Below are 14,783 nucleotides of genomic sequence, written 5' to 3'. Positions count from 1 at the left end.
CCCTCCGTGCGCGGTGTCGTGCCTGACGTAGTTGTAGAGGACGGGGAAGCCTTTATGCAACTAGTTGCACAACCGGGATGGGGTGACACGGGCCACTCACGGGTGTGCCGAGTGGGCGGCTGCGGATTGCGGGTGGTTGCTCGCACAGTTCCCCGCGCCCCTTGAGGTACGTCCGCTTCACGTCCCTGAGGGGCGCGGGGAACTGCGCGACCAGCCCCCACGCCCCCGCAGCCGCGACGCATCCCCTTCAGGCACAGTGACCCCATGACCTCGCACGCCGACACGATCGCCCTCGCCCAGCGCCTCGTCCGCTGCCCCAGCCGCGCCGGGATCGACGACTACGGCCCCGTCCTCGGCGTCCTGGAGGACTGGCTCGCCGGGCGCGAGCTGCCGTATCGACGCCTGCGCGGCGACGACGGCGTCGTCGGCCTGCTGATCGAGGTCGCGGGCGGTCGGCCCGGCCCCTGGTGGGCGCTGGACGCCTGCGTCGACACCGCGCCGTACGGGGACGAGAGCGCCTGGACGTTCCCGCCGGACTGCGGTGACGTCGTCGACGGCTGGCTGCGCGGCAGGGGCGCCGCGGACTCCAAGCTCGCCGCCGCGATGTTCTGCGCCGTCGCGGCCGAGCTGCACGACCGGGCCGCCGACCTGCGCGGCGGGCTCGCGGTGCTGCTCGACGTGGACGAGCACACGGGCGGCTTCGGCGGCGCCCGCGCCTATCTGGCCGACCCGGAGGCGGTCCGGCCGGCCGGAGTGATGATCGGCTACCCGGGGCTCGACGAGGTCGTCGTGGGCGGGCGCGGGCTCTGGCGGGCCACGATCGCGGTGCATGCCGCCTCGGGCCACTCGGGGTCCCGCAGCACCGCACCGGGTGCCGTCTCCCGCGCGGCGCGTCTCGTACGGCTCCTGGAGGAGACGGAGCTGCCCGGCGCCGACGGCGACTTCCCGCTGCCGCCGAAGCTGACGGTGACCTTCTGCCACGGCGGCCAGGGCTTCTCGGTGGTGCCCGACCTGTGTGAGCTGGGTGTCGACATCCGCACGACGCCCGGCTTCGACGCCCGTGCCGCGGAACGCCTGGTCCGCGAGGCGATGGGCGAGCTGGACGCGCGGGTGCCCGCCCCGGGGCCGACCGTGATCACGCCGGTGGCGTCCTGGCCGCCGTACGGGCTGGCCGCCGAGGAGCAGCCCGCGGCGGCGCTCCTGGACGCCGCCGCGCGGGAAGGGCTGCCGGTTCGGCCCAAGACCGCCGGCCCGTCGAACATCGGCAACCTGCTCGCGGGCGAGGGCGTCCCGGCGACGGCAGGCTTCGGGGTGCGGTACGCCGGGCTGCACGGCGTGGACGAGCGGGCCTGTCTTCAGGACCTGCCCGCCGTCCACGCCGTCTACCGGCACGCCGTGCTCGGCCTGCTGGGCCCGTCATGACCGAGCTCGCCCTTGCCGGACTCGGTCAGGACAGGCCGGGGCGGCTCTCCAGCACCACGTGCAGCTCCCGCTCCTGGTCGCCCGAGGCGGAGGCCAGGTCGTGCACCGCGAACAGGGAGTCCAGCGTCGTACGGAGCCGTTCGATGGCCCAGTAGCCCCCCTGCGCGTCGGCCTCGACGGAGGACGAGAGGCGGGCCGGTGCCGGGCACTCCTGCGCGTCGGTCACCTCGAACGTGCCGAGCCACACCATCGGGCGCGTCTCGTGGAGCTGCTGCGGTACGTCCTCGGGACCCCGGTCGGACTCGAAGCACGTGCACAGCGCGTCGAACACGATCCGGGCGTCTTCCTTACTGCATCCGCTGATCTCGACGGAGACGGGCTCCTCGTGCAGTCGTTCACGTTCCATCGTGATCGCTCCTCTCGTGGCCGCGTCGCGGTGCCACGGGTAGCCGCGGAACCGGACCCCAACCCAAGAAAAGCACCACCCACGCCGGAGCACTACCGGCGGAGCCGCCGGTCCGGGTCCGTCGGAAGCGCCAGGCGCCGGTCACCGGCGGCGCCGTCGTCGCGTCCGTGTCAGCCGCGCGTGAACTTGTACGTCTTGCTGTCGGTCAGCACGCAGAAGCCCGGCGAGACGACGATCACACGCAGGGTGCCGGTACGGCGGTCGTAGTCGATGCCCTCCGTCTCGAAGTCGCCCGAGCAGGAGCTGCGCAGCGGGAGCTGGCGCAGGGCCGTGACATGGCCGGTCACGTCGGCGCTGCCCGGCTCGGCCGAGAGGTCGATCCGGAGCAGCGGCTTGGTCATGCCGAAGAGGGTGCCCGCCGGGTCGTCGGAGGAGCACAGCAACGTCCTCGCGTCGAGGAAGTCGCAGCCCTGTACGTCGCGTACGGCGTGGTCGAGCCGGATGCTGGAGGTCCAGGGGAGGTTCGCCGAGGGCGAGGTGCTCGGGTTGACGCCGGGAGTGGGGTGGACCAGCAGGCGGGTCATGGTGCCCCACTCGCCCGAGACCATCCACTGGCCGGCGGGCGCGACCGCGACGAAGGAGTTGTTCAGCGCCTCCCCGGAGCCCAGCGCGTGCACGTATTCCGACCAGGTCCCGTTCGGCGCCTGCACCCGGAACATCTTCGCGGTGCCCGAGTCCGCCTGGTACGGCTCGACATAGTAGCCGTTGTAGGAGGCGTCGGGGTCGCCCACGTGGTTCCAGCCGCGGCTGGAGACCGAGAGGGGGATGGTGCCGATGCCGGTGTAGCGGTTGGCGCTGTTCGCCGGGACCTCTATGGAGGCCAGACCCTGGCTCTCGGTCAGCGGGTCGGCACGGTCGGAGCCCACCTCCGTCCAGGTGTCGGCGGCCTGCGCGGGCACCGCGGAGGACAGCACGGCTGCGGAGGCCAGGGCGACGAGGCCGGCCAGAACTGCATGACAACGTTGCCGGGCACACAGGGCCATGGGACGACTCCTCGGGGGGTGGGGGCGTGTCGGCGACAGTCTGGCGGCGCGATGTGGTCATGTACAGACCAAACAAGAGAACGCCCGCTGTCTGATGGGCCACAGTCGCGTGCTCCGGCGCCGCCTTCGGGGGACGGCCACCGCCGTGTTGAGGGATGGTGGAGGTGAGCGACCGAGGGGGCCCGGAGACGGTTGAACACGGTAGAACAAGGGGAGTCGGCACCGGGGAACGGCGTGCCGCGACGATGGGCGAAGGCGGTGCGTGGGATGTCTCCAGCCGAACCTCCCGGCGCCGAGGGCGACGAGCCGGTGCGCGGGCCGGTGGGTCCGAGCGGGCTGCTGGACGTGCTCGGCGTGGCATCGGTCGTGCTGGACGTCGAGGGGCGCATCGTGCTGTGGAGCCCCCAGGCCGAGGAGTTGTTCGGTTATTCGGCGCAGGAGGCGCTGGGCGAGTACGCCGCCCGGATCATGGTCCACGAACAGCACCTGGGCCTGGTCGTCAAGCTGTTCGCCGACGTCATGGAGACCGGTGAGGGCTGGGCCGGGGCGTTCCCCATCCGGCGCAAGGACGGCGGCACGCGCCTGGTGGAGTTCCGCAACATGCGGCTGCTGGACGACCAGGGCGACATCTACGCGCTGGGCCTGTGCGCCGACCAGACGACGGTCCGCCGGGTGGAGCGGGACGTGGCGCTGTCGACGCGTACCATCGCGCAGGCCCCGATCGGTCTGGCCGTCCTCGACACCGACCTTCGCTACGTCTCGGTCAACGCGGCGCTGGCCCGGCTCAACGGCATCCCCGCCGAGGACCACATCGGCCACACACCGCGCGAACTGCTGCCCGGCATCGACGCCGACGGCATCGAGGCGGCCCTGCGCACGGTCCTGGGCACCGGTGAGCCGCTCGTCGACCAGCGCATCGTGGGCCGTACGCCCGCCGATCCGGACCGGGAGCACTTCTGGTCCGTCTCGCTGTACCGCCTGGAGGACACGGCGGGCACGGTGCTCGGCGTGGCCGGGATGGCCGTCGACATCACCGAGCAGCACCAGGCCGCGCTGGAGGCCGCGACGGCACGGCGGCGCCTGGATCTCATCGCCGACGCCTCCGCGCGCATCGGCACCACCCTGGAACTGGACCGCACGGCGCGCGAGCTGGCCGAGGTCGCCGTGCCGGAGCTCGCCGACATCGCGGCCGTCGACCTCCTGGAAGCGGTGGTCGACAGCAGGCGCAGGAGCCTCGGCCCGGCCGAGGCGGCGGTGATCCGCGCCCTGGCCGTCCAGGCCGAGGGCCCCACGGAGGCTCTCGACGCCGCCGATCCGCCGGGTGAGGTCGCCCACTACGGCCCGGACCGCCTCGTCACCGAGTGCGTGCGCACCGGCAGCCCGGTGCTGGTCGCCCGCGTCCGGGAGGAGGACCTGCCGCGCATCGCCCGCTCCCCCGAAGCCGCCGGGCAGCTGGGCCGCGCGGGAGTGCACTCCTATCTCGCGGTGCCGCTCATCGCGCGGGGCGAGGTGCTGGGCGCCCTCGATCTCAAGCGCACCAGCAATCCGCTGCCGTTCAGCGACGACGACCTGCTGCTCGCCCGGGAGCTGGCGGCCCGCGCGGCGGTGCAGATCGACAACGCCCGCTGGTACCAGAACGCCCGCGACACCGCCCTGACCCTCCAGCGCAGCCTGCTGCCCAGCCACCCCGCGGTGACGGGCGGTCTGGAGGTGGCCTCCCGCTACCAGCCGGCGGGCGCGGGCGCCGAGGTCGGCGGGGACTGGTTCGACGTGATACCGCTGGACGGCGGCAAGACGGCGCTCGTCGTCGGTGATGTGATGGGCAGCGGCATCGACGCCGCCACGACCATGGGCCGACTGCGTACCGCGACGAACACCCTGGCGTCCCTGGACCTCGAACCGACACGGCTCCTGGAGCACCTCGACAAGATCACGCAGGACCTCGACCACTCCATAGCCACCTGCGTCTACGCCGTGCACGACCCGAAGCTGCGGCAGGTCCGGATCGCCAACGCCGGACATCTGCCGCCCGCTCGGGTGCGCCACGGTCATGCCCCGGAGTTCCTCGAACTGCCCACGGGGGCGCCGCTGGGCGTCGGCGGCGTCGCCTTCTCGACGACGGCCGTGGACCTCGAACCCGGCGACCAGCTGGTCTTCTACACCGACGGGCTCGTCGAGACCCGTCAGCATCCGCTCGACGAGCGCCTCGACGCCCTGCTGGAGCTCCTCGACGAACCCGACCGCCCGCTGGAGGAGTGCTGCGACCTCCTCCTGCGCACCCTGCACCGGCCCGACAACTCCGACGACGTGGCACTGCTCATCGCACGTGTGCTGCCCACGAGTTGAGCGGCGCCCGCCTCCGGGCATCCGCCTGACGCGCCGGGTTCGGGGCCGTACGGCCGTCTCCGGCGGCACGGCCCCGAACCGGGATCAGATCCCGCCCGAGCCGTCAGGCGGACTCTTGCAGTCTGTGCAGTGACGCGACGAGCTGGTCCACCTCCCCGTAGGTGTTGTAGAGCGCGAGCGAGGCCCGTGCCGCCGACTCGAGTCCGTAGTGGGCGAGGGCCGGTTGGGCACAGTGGTGACCGGCGCGGACGGCGATCCCGTCACGGTCGAGCCAGTCCGCGACGGCGGCCGGGTCCTGTCCCGCGAGCGTGAAGGTGAGCACCCCGATCCGGTCGGGCGCCGAGCCGATCAGCTCCAGCCCGCGAACGGTGGCGAGGGCCTGGTGCGCGTACGCCGTCAGGTCCCCCTCGTAGACCGCGACCGCCTCACGGTCGAGGGCCGTCAGCCAGTTCAGGGCGGCGAGCAGTCCGACGACTCCCCCGATGTGTCCGGTGCCGGCCTCCATCCGGTGCGGCACGGGCGCGAAGGTGGTCTCGCCGAACGCGACGGATTCGATCATGTTGCCGCCGCCCTGCCAGGGGGCCATCCCCGCAAGGAGTTCCGGCTTCGCGTACAGGGCGCCGATACCGGTCGGCGCGAACAGCTTGTGGCCCGAGAACGCGTAGAAGTCCGCGTCCAGGTCCTGTACGTCGACGGGGAAATGGGCCACCGCCTGGGCACCGTCCACCAGCACCTTGGCGCCGTAGCGGTGGGCCAGTGCCGTCATCTCCCCGACCGGCGGGACGGTGCCGAGGACGTTCGACGCGTGACTGATCGCGACGAGTTGCGTCCGTGAGGACAGCAGGTCACGGTACGCGTCCTGGTCGATCTCCCCGTCCTTCGTGAGGGGGATCGGCACCAGCCGGGCGCCGGTCTGCCTGGCGACCATCTGCCAGGGCACGATGTCCGAGTGGTGTTCGAGGACCGGCACCAGGACGTCGTCCCCGGGCCCGAGGTTGGCCCGCCCCCAGCTCTGGGCGACGAGGTTGACGGCCTCCGTCGTGCCGCGCACGAAGACGATGTCCTGCGGGCCGGCAGCGCCGAGGAAGTCGGCGACGGCCGCCCTGCCCGCCTCATACGCCTCGGTGGCCTCCCGCGCCATGGTGTGGGCGCCGCGGTGGATGTTGGAGTTGGCGGCGCCGTAGTAGGCGGCGAGCGCCTCGATGACCTGACGCGGTTTCTGGGTCGTGGCCGCGTTGTCGAGCCAGACGAGCGGGCGGCCGTTGACCGTGCGGTGCAGGATCGGGAAGTCCTGCCGGACCAGCTCGGCGCTGAAACCGCCGGGTTCACGCACCCGCGACGACGGGTCGGCCGACCGCGCCGGCCACGCCGTGACGTCAGGAGTAGTCATGGTACTTGGACACCTCGACGTTCTGGAGCACGGCGACGGCGTCGTCCACCAGCACCGCGGTGTTGAAGTACGCCGTCATCAGGTACGACGTGATGCCCTTCCGGTCCATGCCCATGTTCCGCATGGACAGGCCGGGTTCGACCTCGTCCGGCACCCCCGCGGGGCGCAGCCCCACCACGCCCTGCTCCGCCTCGCCGGTCCGCATCAGCAGGATCTCGGTGGTCCCGGCGGCGTCGCCGGAGCCGTTCGGGCAGGGCACCTTGTCGGAGGGGAGCAGCGGCACGCCCCGCCAGGTCAGCAGGGGGCTGCCGAACCGGCTGTCCGTCACCGGGGGCACGCCCCGCCGGGTACATTCGCGCCCGAACGCGGCGATGGCCCGCGGGTGCGCCAGGAAGCAGGCGGGCTGCTTCCACACCTTCGCGAGCAGTTCGTCGAGGTCGTCGGGGGTGGGCGCGCCGGTGCGCGTCTGCACGCGCTGACCGGCCGGCACGTTGTGCAGGAGCCCGAACTCCGGGTGGTTGAGCATCAGGTTCTCCTGCCGCTCGCGCAGGGCCTGGACGGTCAGGTTGGCCTGTGTGCGCGTCTGGTCCATCGGCCCGTTGTAGAGGTCGGCGACGCGGGAGTGCACCATCATCCGGGTCTGCGCGAGCGTCATGTGGTACTCGCGCGGCGCGTCCTCGTAGTCGACGTATGTGCTCGGCACGTCGACCTCGCCCGCGTGGCCGCCGCTCAGGTCGATCGGCGCCTCGGCGCCGGGTGCGGGCATGTCGCCCGCCGCGTACGAGTCGACGGCCCCGCGCAGTGCGTCGTCGCGGTCCACGAGCCGATCGAGCGCCGAACGCTCGGCGCGCAGCGCGACGCCCGGGGTGACGGCTTTCACGGCGTACGGCATGGACGCGCCCTTGGTCCACGCCTCCAGGTCGAAGTACTGCCCGTCGCCGATGACCTGGATCAGTGCTTCGTCGCCGTAGCGGCCGGTGGTCCGCTTCTCGGCGCGGCCGCGGACGATCACCCACAGGTGCTCGGCGGTGTCGCCCTCCCGCACCAGCGCCTGACCGGGCTCGAAGCTCATCTCCGTGAAGGCGTCGGCGAGTTGGCCGAGGAACGCGTCGTCGGCCTCGCGGAGGTAGGGGATCTCGCGTAGGTCCCCCGGAATCACACGAGGGTTTCCCGCATCGGTGTGGGTGCTGATGCGGTCGTCGCCGAGGACGTAGGTGCGGCGCCGGTTGACGCGATAGACACCCGATTCCACATCGACCCACGGAAGGGCACGCAGCAGATAGCGCGGGGTCACTCCACGCATCTGTGGTGTGGTCTTCGTGGTGGTCGCGAGCTGCCGGGCGGCCTCGGGGCTGAGGCTGATGCGGTCGGTCGTCACAGGGGTCTCCTCTGGTCGATCGCTCCGGACTTGGCCTTCGTTCGAGCGACGCCGATCGTGCAGGCGACGACTGCCCCTCACAAGGTGCGCGGGGCGCCGCTCGACACGACGCGGGCCGAAAACCCGCGCCCCGGAGCAGAGCCGGCGCGCCCCGCCCGTCCGCCCGGCCCCATGGCGCCACCAGTGACGGACCCGCGGACCATGTTCAGAGGCACGGCGTGACCCAACAGCGCGATGCCCGGTCGATCGCCGTACAGAGGTCTTGATCTGGCCCCGTATGACGGCTTTTGACTTCCCAAAGCACCGCTTATGCGACCTCATTTCCGGGCGTGATTGGGTGAATCGGAAAATACTCGCGAATGACAGGGTGGGTGCCCATGCGGGTGCCCCTTTTCACAGGAACTGATTACTGGTTCCTTATGGCGCGCATCCCACAATCACAGCAAGGCACGGCATGGGGATGCCGGGTGCCGTGACCGAGGGGAGCGAGCGGTGACACACGATCCGGAACGGGAGCACCCGCGCGGGGCGGCACCGCGCGCACTGTGGCGGCGGAGGTCCGGCCGCGCCAGGGCCGTGACCGCGGCGGCCACGGTCGCCGCCCTGGCCCTCGGGGGTACGGTCGCCTACGCCGCGACCTCCCCGGGCTCCGGGGACGCCGCCTCGCCCTCGGCCTCCGGGCCCGCCTCGCCGTCACCCGGCACGCCCGGCGACCGGCACGGGCCCGGCATGCGGTTCGGCCTCGGCGGAGCCGGCGTGCACGGCGAGTCGACCGTGAAGGACCCCGACACCGACGAGTGGGTCGTACGGATCTGGCAGCGCGGCACCGTCGGGAAGGTCGACGGCGACCAGGTCACGGTGAAGAGCGAGGACGGCGCCGAGTGGACCTGGACCGTCGGCTCGGACACCACAGTGCGCCACGACGGTGACAAGGGCTCCGGCACCGGCGATCTCAAGAAGGGCGACGACATCTTCGTCGTCGGCACCAGGGCCGACGACGACACCAGGACGGCCGACCGTGTCCTCGCGGGGAACTGGGAGGAACGGAAGAAGGAGAAGGGCAAGGACGAAGGCAAGGACCGGGACCGGGGGCCGGGTGAGTGGCGCGGCAGGTTCCCCGGGCCCAGGCACTGGGACCGCCCCGGTTCCGGCCCCGCGGACGGCCCTTCGGACGCTCCTTCGCACAGCGACGCCACGACCTGAGCCGATCCCGCCGACCCGCCACGACCTGCGCCGGCCCGCCGCCCTCGGCCCCACCCGGTCCCTCAGTGGTCCCGGACACGGCCGATCACGACGTTCGCGTGCAGTTCCTCGGAGACGACCAGACGTGCCGACAGCCCGCTGCCGGTGAAGGCCACCAGGGCCGTCGGCGCCTGACGCTCACTGGTCTCGATCAGCAGGCAGCCGCCGGGCGCCAGCCACTGCTGCGCCCCGGCAGCCACCCTGCGCAACACGTCCAGACCGTCCGGGCCGCCGTCGAGGGCGACGCGGGGCTCGTGGTCGCGGGCCTCCGCGGGCAGGAGAGCGACCTCGCCGGTGGGCACGTACGGCACGTTCGCGGCGAGGATGCCGACCCGTCCGCGCAGGCTGTCGGGGAGTGCCTCGAACAGGTCGCCCGTGTGGACCCGCCCGCCGTCGGAGGCCACGTTGCGGCGGGCGCAGCGCACGGCCGCCGGGTCGATGTCGGCGGCGTGCAGCTCGACGGGGCCGGGTGAGCCGAGGGCGGCGGCCAGGGCCGCGCCGACCGCACCGGAGCCGCAGCACAGGTCCACCACCACGGACGCGTCGGGCGCGGCGGCGACCGCCTGCTCGACCAGGAACTCGGTACGGCGGCGGGGCACGAAGACCCCGGGTTCAACGGCTATGCGCAGCCCGCGGAACTCGGCCCAGCCGACGACGAGTTCGAGCGGCACGCCCGTGACGCGCCGGTCCACCATGGCGGCCAGCTCGTCCGGGGTGCGGGCGGCGGCCAGGATCAGCCGCGCCTCGTCCTCGGCGAAGACACAGCCGGCGGCACGGAGTGCGGCCACGACGGCGTCGTGCGGCAGCGGTGAGGGGGAAGGCGAGGGGGGAGACAGAGAAGGCATGGAAGCCGAGAGCCTTTCGGAAGCCGAAGGATGCTCTCGCGGCCGCCTACTGGCGGTGGTCCGCGCCGATACGAGGTGAGAGCACCCGACCTGACACAGCGGTAATGGGTCTCACCTCCCGGTTCTCCACAGGACCGGGACTGCCCCGGCCGGACGGCCACACTACCCCAACGATCACGACCGCCGGGCCCTTCCCGGCCCTCCGTGGGGCGGCCCGGCCGGAACGCGTACGGTTGTACGAAGCACGTACCGATCACGCTCGGCCGGCGGGCCGTCGCCAACGCCGGCCTGGAGGCACCACCCGCATGAACGTCACCCGAGGCTTCACCGGACGCCCACGCGTCCACAACGAAGCGCTGCCGCCCGGCCAGTACGACGCGGGCGACGACTGGCCCGTCCTGTCCGCCGAGGTCACGCCCGACCTGACACCGGCCGAGTGGTCGTTCCGCGTGGACGGCCTGGTCGAGGAGCCGCGCAGCTGGAACTGGGACGAGGCGCACGCGCTGCCGGAGTCGGTGTACGAGGGCGACATCCACTGCGTGACGAGCTGGTCGAAGTTCGGTGTGCGATTCGGAGGCGTGTCGCTGGACGCCTTCCTCAATGTGGTCCAGCCCCATGTGTCGGCCACACATGTCGTCGCCTATTCGCACACCGGCTACACCACCGACCTTCCGCTGGCCGACGTGACCGGTGGGCGGGCCTGGATCGCCTGGGAGTACGACGGACGGCCGCTCGCCCCCGAGCACGGTGGCCCGGCGCGGCTGCTGGTGCCCCACCTGTACTTCTGGAAGAGCGCCAAGTGGATCGCGGGTCTGCGTGTCCTGGACCACGAGGAGCCGGGGTTCTGGGAGCAGAACGGCTACCACGCCCGGGGCAACCCCTGGGAGGAGCAGCGGTACTCCGGTGACTGAGACAGCCGAGACATACACGCCGCCGACCCGGTTCGCCGTGCCCGGCCGGATCTCCGTCGGCGAGCAGGCGGCCACGCTGTGGCAGACGGCGACGATCACCGGGATCCGGCGCGAGACCCCGCACGCCGCGACCTTCCGGCTCGCGGTGCCCGACTGGGCGGGCCATCTGCCCGGCCAGCACCTGATGCTGCGGCTGACCGCCGGGGACGGCTATGTGGCCCAGCGCCACTACTCCATCGCGTCCGCGCCCGACGACTCCGGGCACATCGAGCTCACCCTGGACCATGTGGACGGCGGTGAGGTGTCGGGCTGGTTCCACACCGTGGCCGGGCCGGGTGACACGGTCGAGGTGCGCGGCCCGCTCAGCGGCTTCTTCGCCTGGCCCGGGGACCGGCCGGCGCTGCTGCTCGGCGCCGGGTCCGGCGTCGTACCGCTGATGTCGATGGTGCGGCACCACCGGGCGCGGGGGCTGGATGTGCCGCTGCGGCTGCTGGTGTCGGCGCGCAGCCCCGAGGAGCTCGTCTACGCGCGGGAGTACGGCGCGGAGACGACGCCGGTGTTCACACGGAGCGCACCGGAGGGTGTGGCGGTGGGACGTATGGCCGCCGCACATGTGGCACCGCTCCTGGCCGAGCAGCCTCCGGGTGGGTGGGAGGCCTATGTGTGCGGCACCAACGGGTTCGCCGAACATGCCTCACGGCTGCTTGTGGCGGCGGGACAGCCCGTGGACCGTATCCGTATCGAACGCTTCGGCTGATCAGCGGGCCCACGCGGGGCTCTCCGTGTGTCCCGGGTCCGGATTCGTCAGGAACGTTGTCCGGTATGTGGGGTACCTGGACGCCATGCGAAGCCGGGTTCATGGCTGGCGCCTGCGGTCGAGTCCGTTGCGGCGCCGGTCGGATGTCATGGAAGCGTGGACGCTGGTGGCCGTGGCCGTCCTGCTGCTGGTCGTCGCACCCCTTGCCGGGGTGGCGGCGGCCTGGTGGGCCCACGGCGACGCCCGGGCGATGGTCCGGGAGCGGCAGGCGGCCCTCCGTCAGGTCCGGGCCGAGGTCGTCGAGCGGGACTCGCGCACCGCTCCTCTCGCGCAGAGCGGACGGCACCCGACCGCCACGGCCACGGTGCGCTGGACGGATCCGGAGCGGGGCCCTCGTACGGCCGTCGCACGGGTCCCGCCGGGGACGGGGGCGGGTGAGAAGGTCGATGTCTGGCTGGACTCCCGCGGCCACAGCGTGACCCCGCCCCCGGGCACCCAGGCGGTCTGGCAGAACACCGTCACCATCGGCGTCTGCACGACGGGCGGCGCGGCCGTCGTGATCCTCTTCGGCCACACCGTCGTACGGCATGCCACGATGCGTCGCCGTCTCGCCGAGTGGGACCGGGAATGGGCCCGCACCGAACCGGCGTGGACAGGCCGCCGGGCGTGAAGCACCGTGCTCTGACGCGCGCGGTGCCGCCGCCGATGAGCATGTCGGAGCTGGGGCAGTGCGCCGCACCGGCGCCGGCCGCGGCCAGGCGGCGCAGCTCGGCGTCGTCCGGACAGAAGCAGTGGGCGACCCAGCCGCGGTCGCTCGACCACCCGGTCTCCTCGAAGTACTCGACGCGACGGCAGCCGTAGGTCTCGAGGCGGTACGTGTCCTCGTCGTGGTCCTCGGCGAGATGGGTGTGCAGCCGTACGTCGTGCCGCTCGGCGAGTGCGGCGGTCGCGGTCATCAGCGAGCTCGTGACCGAGAAGGGTGAGCAGGGCACGAGCGCGACCCGTGCCGGCGCGCCCTGCTCGGGGTCGTGGTGGGTCCCGATCAGCCGCTCGCTGTCGGCGAGGACCTAGTCCCGCGTCTGGGTGACGCTCCTCGGCGGCAGTCCCCCGTCCGCGTCGACGAGACGGGGGCGGGGATGGAGGCAGAGGTGGTCGGAGGTCGTGGTGCGGCCGCCCATGAGGAGTTCGGCCATACCGACGCAGGCCGAAACGTCGCGGCCTTCTCGTCGAGACGGGACCGGATCGGGTAGAGGGTGGTGAGCCGGTCGAACAGCGAGCCGCTCAAGGCGGGCGCGTGGGAGCGGGTGAGGTTCTGGTAGAGGTGATGGTGCGTGTTGATCAGGCCCGGGGTGACGCGCCGGCCGGACGCCGGGAGGGTCGTACGGGCCTCGGGTTCGCTTCCGGCGGGGCCGACACCGGTCACCCGACCATCGGTGACGGCCGGCCAGCCGCCGGGGATCTCCCAGCCGCTGTCCACGACGAGCAGTTCGGCATCTCCGACCAGCACTTCCGCGTCTCGACCGAAAGGTCGACGGCAGACGTCATGGCGCCATCGTGGGCCCGGGTCGGGCCGGAGAGCTGGCGAGTCCTCCGATCATCGACGTACGGTGTGATCATCCGCAGTCACTCATCGCAAAGGCGGTCCGTCATGGCCCTGTTCGACCTTCCGCTCGACGAACTGCGCGAGTACCGCAGCGAGTCGGTCGAGCCCGAGGACTTCGACTCGTTCTGGTCCAAGACGCTCCAGGAGGCGCGCGAGCACGACCTGGACGCGCGCTTCGAACCGGTCGACACGGGGCTGAGCACCGTACAGGTGTACGACGTGACGTTCTCCGGGTTCGGCGGTCACCCGGTGAAGGGCTGGCTACGGCTGCCGGCCGGGGCGAGTGAGCCGTTGCCGCTGGTCGTGGAGTTCATCGGCTACGGCGGCGGGCGCGGACTGCCGCACGAGAACCTGCTGTGGGCCTCCACGGGCCGGGCGCACTTCATGATGGACACGCGCGGTCAGGGCAGCGCGTGGGGCGGTGGCGGCGGGACGCCCGACCCGGTGGGGGCCGCGCCCGCGTATCCCGGGTTCATGACGCGGGGCATCGACGTGCCCGAGAACTACTACTACCGCCGGGTGCTGACGGACGCGGTGCGTGCCGTCGAGGCGGCCCGCTCCCACCCCCTCACCGACGCCGCCCGCACGGTCGCGCTCGGCGCGAGCCAGGGCGGCGGCATCACGATCGCGGTCGGCGGCCTGGTCCCGGACCTGGTGGCGCTCGCGCCGGACGTGCCGTTCCTGTGCGACTTCCCGCGCGCGGCGACCCTCACGGACCGCCACCCGTACCGCGAGATCGGCCTCTACCTGAAGACGCACCGGGGCCGCACCGAGGACGCGCTGCGGACCCTGTCGTACTTCGACGGCGTCCACTTCGCGGCGCGCGGCCGGGCGCCGGCGCTCTTCTCGGCGGCGCTCGAGGACCAGACCTGCCCGCCCTCGACCGTCTTCGCGGCGTTCAACGCGTGGGCCCACGACGAGAAGGCCATCGAGGTGTACGACTTCAACGACCACGAGGGCGGCGGCCCGTTCCACGAAGTGGCCAAGCTGGACTGGCTGCGCTCGCACGCCTGAGCGCGCGGTATGGAGACTCGTGAGGCCGCGGAGCGGTTCGTGCGCGTCTGGCGGAGGGCCTGGGCCGAGCACGACGTGGACGCGCTGCTGGAGCTGTACGCCGAGGACTGCGTCCACCGCTCGATGCCGTTCCGCGCGCCGCATCGGGGACGCGCCGAGCTGGGCGCGTATCTGCGCTGGTCGTTCGCGGCCGAGCGGGTGACCGACGTGCGTTTCGCCGCCCCGGTCGTCGGGCCGGACGGTGTGGCCGTGGCCGAGTTCCGGGTCCTCTCCGAGGAGGACGGCGCGCCCGCCACACTGGCCGGCTGTGTCTTCGTGCGTTTCGACGCCGCGGGGCTGGCCGTGGAGACCCGCGACTACTGGCACACGACCGAGGGGCACCGGGAGCCGGAGGGCACGCTGTTCTTCGTGTGACTTCGGCCGTGC

At 72.3% G+C, this 14,783-nt stretch carries 14 protein-coding genes and 1 pseudogene; 8 read left to right on the top strand and 7 right to left on the bottom strand.

Features of this window, described 5'->3' with window-relative positions; genetic code table 11:
• Positions 1–264: 264 nt before the first annotated feature.
• Complete coding sequence (locus AC3ETA_RS41095; protein WP_432198012.1) at positions 265–1,422, top strand: M20 family metallopeptidase; 1,158 nt, start codon at positions 265–267, stop codon at positions 1,420–1,422.
• 25 nt (positions 1,423–1,447) lie between these two features.
• Here AC3ETA_RS41095 and AC3ETA_RS41090 read toward each other — a convergent pair whose 3' ends face one another.
• The gene (locus AC3ETA_RS41090; RefSeq protein ID WP_432198011.1) at positions 1,448–1,828 is read right to left on the bottom strand and encodes a hypothetical protein; all 381 of its coding nucleotides are present in this window, start codon (positions 1,826–1,828) and stop codon (positions 1,448–1,450) included.
• Positions 1,829–1,998: 170 nt separating this feature from the next.
• Positions 1,999–2,871, bottom strand: coding sequence for a hypothetical protein (locus AC3ETA_RS41085; protein ID WP_432198010.1), 873 nt, complete (start codon positions 2,869–2,871; stop codon positions 1,999–2,001).
• A 267-nt stretch (positions 2,872–3,138) separates the two neighbouring features.
• On the opposite strand from AC3ETA_RS41085, the gene AC3ETA_RS41080 reads away from it, so the two are divergent.
• Complete coding sequence (locus AC3ETA_RS41080; RefSeq protein ID WP_432198009.1) at positions 3,139–5,217, top strand: SpoIIE family protein phosphatase; 2,079 nt, start codon at positions 3,139–3,141, stop codon at positions 5,215–5,217.
• A 103-nt stretch (positions 5,218–5,320) separates the two neighbouring features.
• On the opposite strand, the gene AC3ETA_RS41075 is transcribed toward AC3ETA_RS41080, so the two are convergent.
• Both AC3ETA_RS41075 and AC3ETA_RS41070 read right to left on the bottom strand, forming a co-directional pair.
• The gene (locus AC3ETA_RS41075) at positions 5,321–6,607 is read right to left on the bottom strand and encodes a SufS family cysteine desulfurase (protein ID WP_432198008.1); all 1,287 of its coding nucleotides are present in this window, start codon (positions 6,605–6,607) and stop codon (positions 5,321–5,323) included.
• Positions 6,594–7,985, bottom strand: coding sequence for a family 2B encapsulin nanocompartment shell protein (locus AC3ETA_RS41070; protein ID WP_432198007.1), 1,392 nt, complete (start codon positions 7,983–7,985; stop codon positions 6,594–6,596). The genes AC3ETA_RS41075 and AC3ETA_RS41070 overlap by 14 nt, the downstream gene beginning before the upstream one ends.
• Before the next feature lie 492 nt (positions 7,986–8,477).
• Here AC3ETA_RS41070 and AC3ETA_RS41065 point away from each other — a divergent pair, with 492 nt between their 5' ends.
• Complete coding sequence (locus tag AC3ETA_RS41065; protein WP_432198006.1) at positions 8,478–9,188, top strand: hypothetical protein; 711 nt, start codon at positions 8,478–8,480, stop codon at positions 9,186–9,188.
• A gap of 62 nt (positions 9,189–9,250) precedes the next feature.
• On the opposite strand, the gene AC3ETA_RS41060 is transcribed toward AC3ETA_RS41065, so the two are convergent.
• Positions 9,251–10,072 (bottom strand): putative protein N(5)-glutamine methyltransferase, encoded by an 822-nt coding sequence (locus tag AC3ETA_RS41060; protein ID WP_432198005.1) that lies wholly within the window; start codon positions 10,070–10,072, stop codon positions 9,251–9,253.
• 305 nt (positions 10,073–10,377) lie between these two features.
• Here AC3ETA_RS41060 and AC3ETA_RS41055 point away from each other — a divergent pair, with 305 nt between their 5' ends.
• The 3 genes from AC3ETA_RS41055 (at position 10,378) to AC3ETA_RS41045 (ending at position 12,410) form a co-directional block, all read left to right on the top strand.
• Positions 10,378–10,983, top strand: a complete 606-nt coding sequence (locus AC3ETA_RS41055) for a sulfite oxidase-like oxidoreductase (RefSeq protein ID WP_432198004.1) — start codon at positions 10,378–10,380, stop codon at positions 10,981–10,983.
• Entirely contained in the window at positions 10,976–11,740 is a 765-nt protein-coding gene (locus tag AC3ETA_RS41050; protein WP_432198003.1) for a ferredoxin reductase, read from the top strand. The genes AC3ETA_RS41055 and AC3ETA_RS41050 overlap by 8 nt, the downstream gene beginning before the upstream one ends.
• Positions 11,741–11,888: 148 nt before the next feature.
• Complete coding sequence (locus AC3ETA_RS41045; protein WP_432198002.1) at positions 11,889–12,410, top strand: Rv1733c family protein; 522 nt, start codon at positions 11,889–11,891, stop codon at positions 12,408–12,410.
• Between the two features lie 70 nt (positions 12,411–12,480).
• Here AC3ETA_RS41045 and AC3ETA_RS41040 read toward each other — a convergent pair.
• Both AC3ETA_RS41040 and AC3ETA_RS41035 read right to left on the bottom strand, forming a co-directional pair.
• Positions 12,481–12,696, bottom strand: a pseudogene (locus AC3ETA_RS41040) (8-oxoguanine deaminase); the annotation flags it as partial.
• A gap of 86 nt (positions 12,697–12,782) precedes the next feature.
• Positions 12,783–13,247: an amidohydrolase family protein gene (locus AC3ETA_RS41035; protein WP_432198001.1), complete on the bottom strand. Its 465-nt coding sequence runs from the start codon at positions 13,245–13,247 to the stop codon at positions 12,783–12,785.
• Between the two features lie 141 nt (positions 13,248–13,388).
• On the opposite strand from AC3ETA_RS41035, the gene AC3ETA_RS41030 reads away from it, so the two are divergent.
• Positions 13,389–14,357 carry an acetylxylan esterase gene (locus AC3ETA_RS41030; RefSeq protein WP_432198000.1) on the top strand — a complete coding sequence of 323 codons (969 nt, stop codon included), beginning with the start codon at positions 13,389–13,391 and terminating at the stop codon, positions 14,355–14,357.
• A 9-nt stretch (positions 14,358–14,366) separates the two neighbouring features.
• The gene (locus AC3ETA_RS41025; protein ID WP_432197999.1) at positions 14,367–14,771 is read left to right on the top strand and encodes a nuclear transport factor 2 family protein; all 405 of its coding nucleotides are present in this window, start codon (positions 14,367–14,369) and stop codon (positions 14,769–14,771) included.
• Positions 14,772–14,783: the final 12 nt, after the last annotated feature.

The organism is Streptomyces sp. bgisy027 (genome assembly GCF_057710365.1).
This window is presented reverse-complemented; position numbering and strand designations above follow the sequence as displayed.

What these genes read in the sequence shown, in the direction of transcription:
- AC3ETA_RS41090 (WP_432198011.1), bottom strand. Translation starts at nt 1,828, where the DNA reads ATGGAACGTGAACGACTGCACGAGGAGCCCGTCTCCGTCGAGATCAGC.
- AC3ETA_RS41095 (WP_432198012.1), top strand. Translation starts at nt 265, where the DNA reads ATGACCTCGCACGCCGACACGATCGCCCTCGCCCAGCGCCTCGTCCGC.
- AC3ETA_RS41045 (WP_432198002.1), top strand. Translation starts at nt 11,889, where the DNA reads ATGGAAGCGTGGACGCTGGTGGCCGTGGCCGTCCTGCTGCTGGTCGTC.
- AC3ETA_RS41060 (WP_432198005.1), bottom strand. Translation starts at nt 10,072, where the DNA reads ATGCCTTCTCTGTCTCCCCCCTCGCCTTCCCCCTCACCGCTGCCGCAC.
- AC3ETA_RS41075 (WP_432198008.1), bottom strand. Translation starts at nt 6,607, where the DNA reads ATGACTACTCCTGACGTCACGGCGTGGCCGGCGCGGTCGGCCGACCCG.
- AC3ETA_RS41055 (WP_432198004.1), top strand. Translation starts at nt 10,378, where the DNA reads ATGAACGTCACCCGAGGCTTCACCGGACGCCCACGCGTCCACAACGAA.
- AC3ETA_RS41085 (WP_432198010.1), bottom strand. Translation starts at nt 2,871, where the DNA reads ATGGCCCTGTGTGCCCGGCAACGTTGTCATGCAGTTCTGGCCGGCCTC.
- AC3ETA_RS41080 (WP_432198009.1), top strand. Translation starts at nt 3,139, where the DNA reads ATGTCTCCAGCCGAACCTCCCGGCGCCGAGGGCGACGAGCCGGTGCGC.
- AC3ETA_RS41025 (WP_432197999.1), top strand. Translation starts at nt 14,367, where the DNA reads ATGGAGACTCGTGAGGCCGCGGAGCGGTTCGTGCGCGTCTGGCGGAGG.
- AC3ETA_RS41030 (WP_432198000.1), top strand. Translation starts at nt 13,389, where the DNA reads ATGGCCCTGTTCGACCTTCCGCTCGACGAACTGCGCGAGTACCGCAGC.